This is a genomic window from Stenotrophomonas sp. STEN022 (assembly GCF_056760155.1).
Window position 1 is genome coordinate 22669 of the sequence record NZ_JBRREG010000020.1, and the last position, 13104, is coordinate 35772.

General features: G+C 55.7%; 10 protein-coding genes. 8 read left to right on the forward strand and 2 right to left on the reverse strand.

Translation table 11 applies throughout. The features are described from left to right. Positions 1-29: 29 nt before the first annotated feature. Together ACVOMF_RS06465 and ACVOMF_RS06470 are read left to right on the forward strand one after the other, a co-directional pair. On the forward strand, positions 30-647 hold the full coding sequence (locus ACVOMF_RS06465) for a hypothetical protein (protein ID WP_481508523.1): 618 nt from the start codon (positions 30-32) through the stop codon (positions 645-647). A 932-nt stretch (positions 648-1579) separates the two neighbouring features. Then, on the forward strand, positions 1580-2074 hold the full coding sequence (locus tag ACVOMF_RS06470) for a hypothetical protein (protein WP_481508524.1): 495 nt from the start codon (positions 1580-1582) through the stop codon (positions 2072-2074). A gap of 309 nt (positions 2075-2383) precedes the next feature. Here ACVOMF_RS06470 and ACVOMF_RS06475 read toward each other — a convergent pair whose 3' ends face one another. After that, on the reverse strand, positions 2384-3805 hold the full coding sequence (locus ACVOMF_RS06475; RefSeq protein ID WP_481508525.1) for a DUF3987 domain-containing protein: 1422 nt from the start codon (positions 3803-3805) through the stop codon (positions 2384-2386). 420 nt (positions 3806-4225) lie between these two features. Between ACVOMF_RS06475 and ACVOMF_RS06480 the strand changes: the two genes are divergently transcribed. Further along, positions 4226-4645 carry a helix-turn-helix transcriptional regulator gene (locus tag ACVOMF_RS06480; RefSeq protein WP_481508526.1) on the forward strand — a complete coding sequence of 140 codons (420 nt, stop codon included), beginning with the start codon at positions 4226-4228 and terminating at the stop codon, positions 4643-4645. A gap of 451 nt (positions 4646-5096) precedes the next feature. Beyond that, on the forward strand, positions 5097-6347 hold the full coding sequence (locus ACVOMF_RS06485) for a YagK/YfjJ domain-containing protein (protein WP_481508527.1): 1251 nt from the start codon (positions 5097-5099) through the stop codon (positions 6345-6347). Between the two features lie 221 nt (positions 6348-6568). On the opposite strand, the gene ACVOMF_RS06490 is transcribed toward ACVOMF_RS06485, so the two are convergent. Further along, positions 6569-7966: a hypothetical protein gene (locus ACVOMF_RS06490; RefSeq protein ID WP_481508528.1), complete on the reverse strand. Its 1398-nt coding sequence runs from the start codon at positions 7964-7966 to the stop codon at positions 6569-6571. A 723-nt stretch (positions 7967-8689) separates the two neighbouring features. On the opposite strand from ACVOMF_RS06490, the gene ACVOMF_RS06495 reads away from it, so the two are divergent. From ACVOMF_RS06495 to ACVOMF_RS06510, 4 genes are all read left to right on the forward strand, one after another. Further along, the gene (locus ACVOMF_RS06495) at positions 8690-10867 is read left to right on the forward strand and encodes a type I secretion system permease/ATPase (protein WP_481508529.1); all 2178 of its coding nucleotides are present in this window, start codon (positions 8690-8692) and stop codon (positions 10865-10867) included. Continuing rightward, entirely contained in the window at positions 10864-11157 is a 294-nt protein-coding gene (locus ACVOMF_RS06500) for a hypothetical protein (RefSeq protein ID WP_481508530.1), read from the forward strand. Before ACVOMF_RS06495 ends, ACVOMF_RS06500 begins: the two co-directional genes overlap by 4 nt. Positions 11158-11177: 20 nt before the next feature. Beyond that, on the forward strand, positions 11178-12284 hold the full coding sequence (locus ACVOMF_RS06505) for an HlyD family type I secretion periplasmic adaptor subunit (RefSeq protein WP_481508531.1): 1107 nt from the start codon (positions 11178-11180) through the stop codon (positions 12282-12284). 103 nt (positions 12285-12387) lie between these two features. Next, positions 12388-13071, forward strand: coding sequence for a hypothetical protein (locus ACVOMF_RS06510; RefSeq protein ID WP_303747727.1), 684 nt, complete (start codon positions 12388-12390; stop codon positions 13069-13071). Positions 13072-13104 lie beyond the last annotated feature (33 nt).

A 13104-nucleotide genomic window follows, 5' to 3' on the forward strand; every position in this document is an offset into this window, starting at 1 on the left:
TTTTTTCCAAAACGACTCTAGGAGAGGGTATGAAGAAGGTAGGTATGTTGGTGGGAGCCATGTTGGCCGTACTGGCGCTTGTAGGTTGCAAGAAGGAAGCGGCTCTCACCCAGGCCGGTGACATCAACCTAGCCGGATGCGAAGTGCCGGCAGGTTTGACGGCTGCACAGGCGGAGGCGATCAGCTGCGCACCTGCGCAGGCAGAGCCCCAGGTCGCAGCAGAGCCCTCAGTAGCTGCGTCGGATGAAAGCGTCATCAATGAAGCACTGGCTCGGCAGGCTTTCATCTTCGATCAGGCGGATGAGAACGTTGAAGCGAGGAAGTTCGCTGAAGGTGACCTCAATGGCGACGGTGTCAGCGATAAGGCCGTGTTGTTCGTACTGGAGGCGACCACTGGTGGTAACGCCTACGCAACGCATCTGGCTGTCTTTGTAAGAGAGGCTGGCGCATTGGCATATGCCGACTCACTGCCGGTGTCCGGGTACGGTGAGGGCGTTCAGGGTTTCACGGTCCAAGAAGGAACGGTTGCGATCAAGACCCTGGTACAGGGACCTGACGATGCCACCTGCTGTCCATCGGTGGAGAAGAATGTCAGCTACGTTCTTCATAACGGGAAGTTGACTGAGGTAGCTAGCAAACACGAATGAGGAGAGCACGTGCGCGATTCAGTCAGCCGTCGCTAGCGTCTGCTGGCTGAACGCGCCTATGCCTTGTCGCCTGGGTGAGATGCCGTCTATCTCAGCGCGACAGCAATGGCTTCCAACGATCCGAAGCCATCGGACCTATCCAATGTCATCAGCTGCTCTTCGCTCTTCAGTCCATAGGGCCCATCTACCCCAAAAAGGTAGTGATCGCCTTGAAGTGCGCCACATGTCTGACAATGGTTGGCCCAGTATGCAAAACCCGCCGTGCGGCTTTTTTCCAAGCGAAGCCAAGGCGCCCGGGCTTGAATGAAGAGCTGGGCCTGTGAGTCCAAGGCTTCCACCGACTTCAGTAGGGCCGGCTCGTCAGAGGTCACTACCTCTCCATCCTGTAGGTCAATTTCCTGAAAGGATGGAACCCACAGGGCTGCCGTGGGGGTGGCGCCACGGCAGTAATAGCAAGTTGTTTGGGATAGCAGGAGGGCGTAGCTGGGGGCGAGTAAGGTGGCGATCATCAAACGAGCGTCAGAAAGCGGGACATCGCAGCTAAGCATAGCTTCCCAACACATTTGAGCAGCGCAGCGATCAACTGTCGGAAGAGGATTGGTACAACAAGAGGCCACCATCGCTTCCAGGCATTGGCGATCCTTGTATGCAAGCGCTTCCATTTGGTCTTTGGCGCTGCTGGGACAGCGGGCGCCATGCCAAACCGGCGTTCCAAGTAGCGTGCCAGTATCAGCTCTTCATTGAACGGTTCACGTGACATCGCGGGACTCCTTTAGTGGAGCCCCAACGCTGCGTCAGCGGACCAGGTAAGCCGGTCGGGACTTTCCCATTCTTCGGGGATCGGCCTGCGCGCACAATTTCGGTCCTGTTGACACCAAATTTTGCAAGGTTCAATATCGGTTTCAACAAGACCGTTTTTTTTGAGGTGCCAGATGGAAGCGACCGTCACAACATCCGTTGCCGCGAAGATCGTGGGCATCGGTTACGAAGGACTTCGCAGCTACTTGAAGCGGGGGTTGCTAGGAAGAAGTGGTGTCATGATTCCGCTTGTTGGCATGAGTGCTTCCGCTCCAGACATTAACTCTGTGCGAGCGACGTGGAAGCGCTTTGGTTTTACTGATCTTTGCCTCATGCATCTGGCGAAGCAGCTGATCGAGATGGGTCTGACGTTCGATCAAGCCAACTCAATCGTTTCCCGGGAAGATATGCGCCCACTATTCCGCGGAGGCATTCAACATTTGGATGCTCTGGTAATGACTTGGCCGCCTTATCAGGACTACATTTTATTCAAGGGCGAAGATCGGCGTCACTTATCGGATCGGCTGGCCGAAGCAAACGGAACTGCTATTCTGATCGACCTGCGGGCCATCGCCGAGAGCGTCACGTTCAAGTTGCATGAGAACTGCCCTGATGCTGTCTTGGAATGATGTGTTTAGATGCATCGCTACCCAAAGTAACTGCCTTAGACGGGAATGTGCGCGAGTGTTTCTGCAGGTGACTCTCTGTACCGGATGGAACTTCGTTCGGATGCACGCATAGTCGCGTGCGATTCTCATGGGAGGGGCGAGCGAGAAAGTCGGGACCGCTTTGCCGGAACTCCGGCGGTCGTAGCGAGCTTGTTCGATCCTCCCTCCTTTCACATCAGGCTAGGTTGAGCGGACGTCAGCCGCGGAGCATTTTGCTTCTTCATCAGCAGGGATTAGCTGGCAAAGAGGCGCTGGAGGGTTCCACTTTTGTTACCACCGGTTGGTGCGATGGAGGATGCGCCTTAATACGGTTTCGTGGCCATCCTTGAATTCTTCCACTTCATTCGTTTTTTTAAGCCATTCCAAGGCGGATTCAAACCTTTTCCTGGGCATGTCGGAGAGTCGGAAAACATCCTCCATTGAGGCGGTGCGATGTAGTCGATCGTGGGTCGAAGCGCTATCGAGGCAAGTTAATATGAAATCAGCATTTTGCCAGGTTGTCGGCTTTTTAATAGGCTTGGATTGTCTTTTGGTCCAGTCACTGGCATGTTTTTTGGCGGCTGCCTCCGCTTTTGCGATTGCCTTGTCAGAGTACTTCGCGGGTGCGTCCACAAACACCCAGCGATACTGCGAAAGTGACCATTCCATGATTGCCCAGGCGCGTTTCACCATGTCAAGCGTGACTGGCCCTGGACGATCACAAAACACCTGAAGCACCACCGCCACCCGAAGGGTGTTCTCCCATGCTCTACGGGCGGCATCATCAACATCCTCATACTCAGTTTCAGCCCACCTGATCAGTTGGCGCTCCAAGGACATCATGTACGCTGAGGCATGTATATCAAGGCTGATAGGGATGCGGCTGAAATCCCCCCGGTCATAGTTTCCGTTTATCTGACTGATGAGGTCGGCGACTCTGGCTTGGTATGCGTCGGCTGCATATTTGCCAGGCGGTGCTTCGTAGGACTCGTTCTCCGGGAATCTTTTGGGGTCGTGGCAGCCCACAATGGATCGCGGCCACCAGCCCACATCCCGGTCACGACGGCCCGATCGGGCGACATAGTCGTACATCAAATCCGGTTGAATCCGAAATCCCACGCTCCCACGCGCATCACTGGCCTCAAGCGTCGCACCACGGACCTGCCAATCCAAGGGCGGATTGCCGCTCCACAACTGCGTCAAAGCGTCGGTGTGCTTCTTGAAAAGATCGGTTTCCAACAGGCTTGAACCATCCTCGCGCTGGAGTGTCATGTTCATGCCCATGCCATCCAGCGTTTCCATCAGCGAACGAAAGCTGATGGCCTGGGTTATCAGTGTTTCCACTCGAGGGAGTCGCATCTGAAGCGGCGGATCGAGTGCATCAGCTCCCTGACGCGCCTGACGAACACGCGCCTTCTTTGCCTTGATGAATTGTTCGAAGAAGACTTCGTAGGAGCGCCCCTTGCCCGTGGCCGTTGGGGTCAGTGCACACGTATTGATGGTCGCTGGCAGAACTCCACCATCAGGCGCCCGACAGTCAAATCCGCAGTGAACGACAGCCCCCGCTGCTGAGAGTGCGTCTGTTAGTGCGATCGCGGCCGGCACGCGCTTGGCGGTAATGAGATGCAGGGCGACGGAACGCAGTGGATCGGGCAGCTGATCGATCGGGCAGATCGGTCGGTGGTCAGGGAAAGGATGGGGGGACTCGAACAAGAGGTAGCTCCGGTAGCGCAATGCAGCTTGTTGATTCGAGCCTAATCATTCAGTTGCAGAAGGCAATACCTGGGCACCCCTATCGAATGGGCGACAAGGCTCATTGGCTAGGATTTGGACGCTATCGGACAAGCCGAGTTAACCCCGTAGGGGAAAAGCCAAGTTTTCTTTCGCTAAGTGAGCGATAGCTCGGAGCACTCGCCTGTGGAGGAGCCGGCCTCCGCAAGCTCCCTTGCATGGACGCTCGGCTAGCCCCGGTAGATCGGCGCATTGCCGCACCCCAAGCCGGTTGGATTTGGCAAGCTGCAAATTCCTTGATTTTTTCTCCGTGTTAGCTTGGCGAGCTATATGGTTTCCTGTGCCTCTACCCGCCCGGCATGCAGTGCGAGGCGGCCTTAATAGACGTCGTAGGAGGTGGTTGTGAACAACAGCAAGATTCCTCGCGGTCAGGTTGATCGTAGTACGGGTTCGTATGCGCCCGCCCGCTTTGGCTTCGATGGTTCTTGGAGTTCCGAGAACTTGGGGGAGCCGCGCACTCCGTCAACCGACGTGATGACCGCGAAAGTGCGCCTCTCGGGCGTTCATGGCGCGCGGATGGACCAGCCCGCGGGTGCGCCGGGGGCGGTAGTCGTCGCTGCCCCTCCCGACACCTTCTTGCGAGAGAAGCAGGTTCTGGAGGTCACCGGCTTGGGTCGTTCGTCGATCTGGTCCTATTGCAACCCGCGCTCGCGTTACTACGATCCTTCCTTCCCGAAGCCGGTGAAGATCGGCGCACGCGCGGTGGCATGGCGCGCCAGCGAAATCTTTGGCTGGGTCGCTTCGCGTCGTGCTTTCAAGTGAGCGATTCGCTAACTCGGCATTGTTGACTTAATGGCCTGAAGTAGGAATTGCTTGGGCCTGGCGGGATTCAGCATGGGAATATCCAGTGAATTTCCTCAGAGGAATTTCGGATATATAGATTATCTATCCATATATCTATCTGGGTAGTTAAGCTGTCCTTTGAGGTAATCACGCTGATCTATCTGCTTGTGTACTCCATCTGTGCAGATGTTAGTCCGGGTGGATCCATACGCACTTAGTGTGCGCTCTACTTGTTCGTTGCTGATTCAAGTTTATAAGCTTGACCTGCAAATACTCCATGAATGTCATCGCAGGCAAGACTTGTTGCCGAGCCGCTATCAGGGGCGGTCATTCATTGTGTCAATCTCTTTTACGCTCCCTGTCCACGCTTTCGCGCGACTGTGGCTAGTTGTCGCAGGAGCAGGGCGGGGTGCTCCATCCCGGAAATAAGATGAAAATTCGTAAGCAGAAGGGAGCCCCGGATTCAGCGTGGGCTATTAAGGTCAAAAAGATTCTTAAGGCAGAAGCGGTCCGCGAACGCCTGGTTGAGACCTGCGTTCGTGTGGTGAGTCAGAACGGTCGGGTGCGAGTCCCTGGTACCGAGCAGTACTACAGCACCGACCAGGAAGCTGTCTGGTTCACCGGTACCGATGACACGGCATTCAAGGACTTCACCTCGATAACGTTGCGTGAGCTGTACGAGGCTCTCCAGCGTGACGGTGAGCCCTGCAGGCTGGCTTCGCGTCAGAAGGCATGGGACCCCTTGCCAGCGTATGCGCTGACCAAGTTGGGGAAGCTGATCGTGAGTGCGTGTGCGCTGTATCGCCACGAGTGGGCGACAACGTACATCAACCACGTGTTCAACCCCGAAACCACTGTGCTGATGCGTGCCATGAAGCGCTACGCGCGGGCCATCGGTCACTCCAAGGTGGGAGAGGGGCTGCAGTCAGAGGATCTGGTACTCTTGCTGGCTCGATTCTGCCGCTTTGTGCGTCGTGCGTGCGGCACGTGGCGCTTCATCAACGCAGTACGTGAACAGAACAAGCAAGCGCAGGCGAACTTCGACAGCGCTCGTGAGTACATCTGCTACTTGGCGCAGCGCCACTCAAAGCTGCTGATCATGCGCATTGATCTGTACTACAGCCCGTACTACGACGCGCCAGGAGCATACAAGCACATTTACCGCTTCCTGAACTGGTTGCGCGACAGTGCATGGTGCAGGCGTCACCTGCCGGACTACTTGGGTTTCATCATCAAGTGCGAGAACGGGGTGGTGCGCGGCATGCACTGGCACCTGATGGTGATCTGTGAGGGCAACGAGCAGCAGAATGGCGGCTGGCTGTCTCAGCAGCTCGGTGAGGCGTGGATGGCTCGTGTCGGGGCGACAGCAGGCAGCTACCATAACTGTTGGGTCGATCGAAAGAAGTATGAGTACGACGGGCTGGGTGTACTCACTCTCAAGGACAGGGAGAAAATGATCGGACTGCGCGCCGCGCTGCACTACCTGACCAAGCAGGACTGCGTGCTTAAGCTGACCAATGATAAGACCCGCAACTTTTGGCGGTCCCGGATGAGTAGCAAAGAGCCGAGCAAGCGCGGCCGACCGCGAACGGAGGAGAACAGCGTGCAACTGCTCAAGGACACGTTGGGCGGGCGTCGTAGCAAGTACCCGCCTGGCTTTGAACCGAATAGTCGGGCGTAGCTACGTGTGGTAGGTGTTGCTGCAACCGAGGCGCGCCTATCGTTTGATGCATGATAAGCATGAGCAAAAAAGCCAAGCATGGTGCAGCCCTCCAGTATTGGAGGGCTACTTAGTAGTCCAGTGCTTGATTGGGGGAGTATTGCGAGCTGATTGAGTGGTATCGGTCTTTGAACGCGCACGCTTCCGTACCCTTGAGGGCCGCGGTCTGGATGTGGGATTCGTCAAAGAGAGCTTGAGAGCTCTCCAGCGAGTTCTTTAGCCTGATTGATACTTAGGTCATCGATCCGGAGTAAGTTGTCGATGAGTGCAGAGATGTCATTTGTCCGTACTGCGCGCAGGTACGTGTTTAACCGAGCCACTTGGTAGCGCATCCATGCATGATGGCTACGTGTGTTCCCTTTGAACGCAGCTTGATACTCGAAGAATCGGTTCAGGTAGATTTGGATGACACCTTGGTGCTGATAGGGGTCATCCGTATTTCGCCCCTTGTCGAAGTGTCTGCGCGCATCACTACCTTGGGTGCTTTGGCCGTGCCAGTATGGCTGATAGGCGGTACCTGCTTTCTGCTCGTAGTGGAATGAGCAGAAAGCGCAAATGACGTCGCAAATAGAAAGTAACGGGGCATTCGGCTCATCCGTTCCCCAAGTTCTGGATATGTAACAAGCAAGCAACCATTGTGTTCGTTCCGCGTTGAGATCCACTCGGCCGTCAATGCCGGTTGCGGAACGTACAGCAGAGACTATTTCTTCTCGGAAGTCTGAGCCCAGTTGATGGATGTTGCTGGCTGTAAGCCATGTATCGAGTGGCGTCACTCGAAGCTCTGACTTCAAGGCAATAGCGGCACAAATCTGCTGGAGATGCTCAATGTCGGCTGCTGAGGTGTCCTTGATTGCGGTCGAGTGGAGATGCTGACGGTGATGCATGACGAAGTGCCGGAAAGCGAGCATCTCTAAGTAGACAAACATAGCCTCTGATGTAGGGCAGGTTTGATCTTTATTAGGGCGAATTTCGATGGCGTCCTGGAGATCAGAAAGCTTGTGATACGCCCGCGCCAGATCATAGTCGCTGCTGGTTGCTAGATTTAAGGTTCGAGCAACCTCATCGCTGGTGCGCTCTGCGACCAAGCAGAGTTTTTCGGCTGTTGTCTTGTGTTTCTCGTTGCCAAGCAATTGAGATAAGCGCAGCCGCTTGCTGGTGTCCACGTCGCTGCTAAGGGTATCTATCAAAAGGTTGATTAGTTCAGCTGCTCCCTTATCCCTGGAAATGGTAGTGCCGGTGCTGAATTCCATTGTTGGTCGGTCAGCTGGTGGCCGAAGGAGGTTAAAGACGTGCCTTCTGCTATTTTCGTTTGCGAGAAATAATAGTTCTATGGTCCGGAGTGTATCGACGGGAAGTCTTTGGTTTCCATCGGTCACCGAGAGGTCAACAGAATTTTGGAGGAAGGCGAATAGCTCTTTGAGGGATCGAAACGTAATCTCCTCAAAGCTGCTTCGTGGATGGTGAAGATTCAGCTGCTTAATCAACTCGTTGACGGTAGCTGTATCCTCATCTTTACCAAGATGGATGCGTTGCGAGAGGTGCGAGACGAGTTTATCGTGCGCAGAAACTGCGGAGTCCATTCGATTGCTCTACTCAATACTTCGGGTGGGCCGTCGAGAACTGTTGTAGCGAGGGCAGCTCTCAGCTAGCACGGCGACTGGGTTTTATCGGATACGCGTCAATAGGGAATGATTTTTTCTTCTTGATTGTCAAGTGCTAAGTAGGCCGACAGACGGCATCATTCGCGCGCTCAAGTCATTCGGCAGCGCGTTTTCGTTGATCTACCTTAGGGTCTCGCTGAGGCGTGCGAGAATCATTGGAATTTGGTGTTCGACCTTGGGGAAGGAAGATCGCCACCTGGATTTCAAAGTTTCGGGCTTTTGATGGATGGTCCTCGCTGATGCAGACATACTTAACCCGGCAGCCGCATTGTTCTTAGCGCGGCCTGGCGGGACATATAGATAGCCGCAGGGGCTATCTACCGCAGGATGCGCCTAAATGAGCATTGGTCCTTGCCGGAATTCGCCCTGAAACACTGGCCTCAAGATTCCTCGGAACCGTATAGCACCGGGTTCTCCAATTTGAAATGCACGGGTAATCGGTGGCGAGCCACTGTGGCGCGTCTTCCATGTGTGATACTCATCACGGATAGGGATATTTTATTTTTGTTTCTATTTCATGGGGTTACACATTTTTCTCGCGCTACCCATGATGTGCTTGTCAATTCTTCGACTTGCGTTTGTCTTTCCTCAAGCGTATAGATTCGACATCTTCATTGTCCTGATTGGGCTGGGAAGCAAGACATGGATGTCGATGGTTCGCCCAATGTGGTCGTGCCTCTGCCGCTGCATGGGCCACAGCCTGACTATGGTATGCGTGGACTGGTGCTGCTGGCACAGTTCCATGGGATTGCGGCCGACGAGCAGCAGTTAACCCATGATTTTGGCCGTGGCGGCGAGGTGTTCGATGAGAGCACCCTACTGCTGGCGGCCAAGCAGCTTGGCTTAAAGGCCAAATTCCATCTTCACCCGGCTTCCCGTATCGGGAGCGCCAACCTCCCGGCACTCGCTTGGGGCACGGAGGAAGAACCGCCCTTCGTGGTGGCCAAAGTCTCGCACGATGGCACGCAGATACTGATCCACGATCTAGTCGAACGCCGTCCAAAAGCGTTGACGCGTGACGAGTTCGAAGCTCGCTATGCCGGGCGTCTGTTGCAGGTTGCCTCGCGCGCGTCAGTGCTCGGGGAGCTGGCCAAGTTCGATTTCACTTGGTTCATCCCGGCGGTGGTCAAGTACCGCAAGCTGTTGACCGAGGTTTTCGTCGTCTCACTGTTCATACAGCTTTTCGCGCTGGTTACGCCGTTGTTCTACCAGGTTGTGATGGACAAGGTACTAGTACATCACGCGATGACTACCTTGCACGTCATCGCCATCGGTCTGATCGCAATGGCAGTGTTCGACGTGGTGATGAATGGTCTGCGTACTTATGTGTTCGCCCACACCACCAGCAAGATCGATGTGGAATTGGGCGCGCGCTTGTTCCGCCATGTGCTCAACCTACCGTTGGCCTACTTCGAATCGCGGCGTATAGGCGACACCATCGCTCGCGTGCGCGAGTTGGAGAACATCCGCCAGTTCTTGACCGGGCAGGCACTGACCTCGGTGCTGGACCTGCTGTTCACTGTGGTCTTCCTTGCAGTGATGTTCTGGTACAGCGGCTGGCTGACCTTGGTCGTTGTGCTGTCGCTCCCCGTCTATGCGCTGATCTCCGGCGGCATCACGCCAGTACTGCGTAAGCGCCTGGACGAGAAGTTCGCACGTGGTGCCGACAACCAGGCTTTCCTGGTGGAAACGGTCAGTGGCATCGGTACGGTCAAGGCCACGGCGGTTTCGCCGCGCATGATCCGTACCTGGGACAACCAACTGGCCGGGTACGTGGGTGCCGGCTTCCGCGTCACCAAGATCGCAACACTGGGTCAGCAAGGCGTGCAGTTGACCCAGAAGGTGGTCAGTGTTGCCATCCTGTACTTCGGTGCCAAGCTGGTCATTGAAAACAAAATGACGCTTGGCCAGTTGATCGCTTTCAACATGCTTTCTGGGCAAGTCGCCGCACCGATTATCCGGCTGGCCCAGCTCTGGCAGGACTTTCAGCAAGTGGGAATCTCGGTCGAACGCCTTGGCGACATCCTCAACACCAAGACCGAAGTCCCAGGGAGTCGTTTGGCATTGCCGCCCATCCACGGGCGGGTGACTTTCGAGCGGGTTACTTTTCGGTACCGACCCGATGCTCCCGAGATTCTGCGCAGCATTGATCTGGACATCCAGGCGGGTGAGGTCATCGGCATCGTTGGTCGCTCCGGCTCCGGGAAGAGCACCCTAACCAAGTTGGTACAGCGGCTGTATGCCCCCGAGCGCGGCCGGGTATTGGTAGACGGGCAGGACCTAGCCGTGGCCGATCCGGCCTGGCTGCGCCGCCAGTTGGGCGTGGTGTTGCAGGAGAACTTCCTGTTCAACCGATCCGTCCGCGAGAACATTGCGCTGGCCGAGCCGGGCATGCCGCTGGAACGGGTTATTCGCGCCGCTAAGCTGGCCGGTGCGCACGATTTCATCATGGAACTGCCCGAGGGCTACGACACCAAGGTGGGCGAGCATGGTGCGGGGCTTTCCGGCGGCCAACGTCAACGTGTCGCCATCGCCCGTGCGCTTATCGCCGATCCCCGTATTCTGATCTTCGATGAGGCCACCAGTGCGTTGGACTACGAGTCCGAACACGCGGTCATGTCCAACATGCGCGCCATCTGTAAGGGACGCACGGTGCTCATCATTGCCCACCGTCTCTCCACCGTGCGCCATGCCAACCGCATCGTGGTGGTGGAGAAGGGGGAGATCGTCGAAGCCGGCAACCATGAAGCCCTGTTGGCGCGGCCCGATGGCTATTACGCACATCTGCACCGCCTGCAACAAGGAGGTACGGCTTCATGAGGCACGTTCTGCAAGGCGTGGGGGAGTTCCTACGACGTTACACCGCGATCTTTCGTGCCGTATGGTCGGAGCGGAAGTCACTGGATTCACCGCCACGCACACACGACGAAATCGCCTTTCTGCCAGCACACCTGGAACTGACGGAAACCCCAGTTTCCCCTGCGGCACGCTGGACTCTGCGCATCATTGCCAGCTTCTTTTGTATTGCGCTGCTGTGGGCATGTATCGGCAAGGTGGACGTGGTGGCCGTCGCCCCCGGCAAGACTGTCGTGGGGGGCGAACCAAGGTGATCCAGTCGATGGAAACAGCCGTGGTCCGCCGCATCTTGGTCCGCGACGGCCAAGTCGTGAAACGGGGCGAAGTTCTGGTCGAGCTAGATGCCACGGCCACCGGTGCGGATGCCCAGCAGGCAGGCGATGCACTGGTTGCGGCAAAGCTGGCCGAATTGCGCCAAACCGCCATGATGCAATCGCTGGACACCGGCATGCTGCCGGTTTTACCGGATGACCCGTCTGTACCTTCTCCGCGCTTGCGAGCAGCGGCGGACTTGGCCAACAGTGAGTTTGCTGAATATCAGGCAAGGCGCCAGAACTTGCTTGCGGCCATAGCCCAGCGTGAAGCACAAGCCAACACCGTACGCTCACAGATCGGACCGATGGAGCAGAGTCTGGCTATCTCGCGCGAGCGGGTAGCCGACTTAAAGCGACTACTGGGTGGGCAATACGTCAGCCGTCATGAATACCTCGCCCGTCAGCAGGAAATGGTCGAGTTAGAGCGAGCACTGACTGCCCAAAGGGCTGCTTTGCTGGAAACTCGCTCTGCTTTGGTCGGTGCACGCGAAGAGTTGCGCGTGCTCGAGGCTGATACCCGCCAGCAAACCCTAGATGGTTTGCGCCAGGCCCGCGAGCAGGTTGGGCAGTATGCGCCGCAGGTGACGAAGGCCAAGCAGCGCGATCAACTCATGCTGCTACGGGCGCCTGTAGACGGCACGGTGCAACAGTTGGTGATTCATACCAATGGCGGTGTTGTGACGCCAGCTCAGGCTCTGATGGCGGTAGTACCGAATCAGGAATCGCTGGAAGTGGAGGCAACGATATTGAATAAGGACATTGGCTTCATCAAGCGGGGGCAACCGGTGACACTCAAGGTGGAAAGCTTCCCCTACACCCGCTATGGCTATCTAGAAGGCATCGTGGAAACGGTCTCACACGATGCCGCGCAGGACGAAAACCTTGGACTAGTCTTTCCGGCACGGATCAAGCTGGCAGATGCGGGTCTGGTGATTGACGGTGTCGAAGCAACGCTGACGCCGGGCATGACGCTGAGCGCGGAGATCAAGACCGGCAAGCGGCGGGTGATCGATTACCTGCTTAGTCCTCTAAAACGGCATGGTGTTGAGGCAATGCGAGAACGATGAGCGAAACGGTTGCAGGCGCTATTCGCTACAAGCTAATTCCTTGCCGCTTAGCTGTGGGATTGGCGAAATCTAGTATTTCTAATATTGCTAATCGGGAGAGTTGGTGAAATTTCCTTACTTAAACATAGCGATCTGGTGGCAGAGTGTTGCCGCTATTTCAATTTTTCTTTCTGGTTGTGGGGGGCGTATGAGTGAAGAAGTAAACCTTAATGAGCCCGTTAGGTATATGCTTGCGGGAAAGAAATATGAGGTTCCTCTCGGATATCACTATGATGATTTCTTGAAGAGGAAAAATAGGTGGCCAAATCCAAAGGATGAATTCACTGAGGCGGGGGGTATATCCATAACTGGTTTGATCCCGGGGGTAAGGCCGTATGATGAGTCGGTTCGGGCGGAGTTTGAGCGGCTTGGGCACGGCAACAAGATATCAATAATAATAAGCCCAAGAATTAGCTTATACCCAAGCGATGAGTATGTTCAGCGCATGAGGGGTATGAATAGGTTAGACCTTCTTCCCAGTGATCTGAATGGACTTGCGCACTACTGGGATAACCAAGGAGCGAGCGACAAAAGTAAGGGCGCTGACCTCTATATCAAGGAAGGCGATGGCGAGTATTTCAGGTTGCAATGTCCGCGGGTAGGGGGTCCCTCTCCTTCATGCACCGTCATGACGGTAACCAATAGCGGTTTGCAGGTCGAGTATGTTTTTTCCATTTCTCATCTGAGGTCGTGGAGGGAGATAGATGATGATGTCGCTAAGTCAATTGAAAGTTTTATGGTCAAGTGATCACATAAAGTAATCATTGCATATAGGGGATGG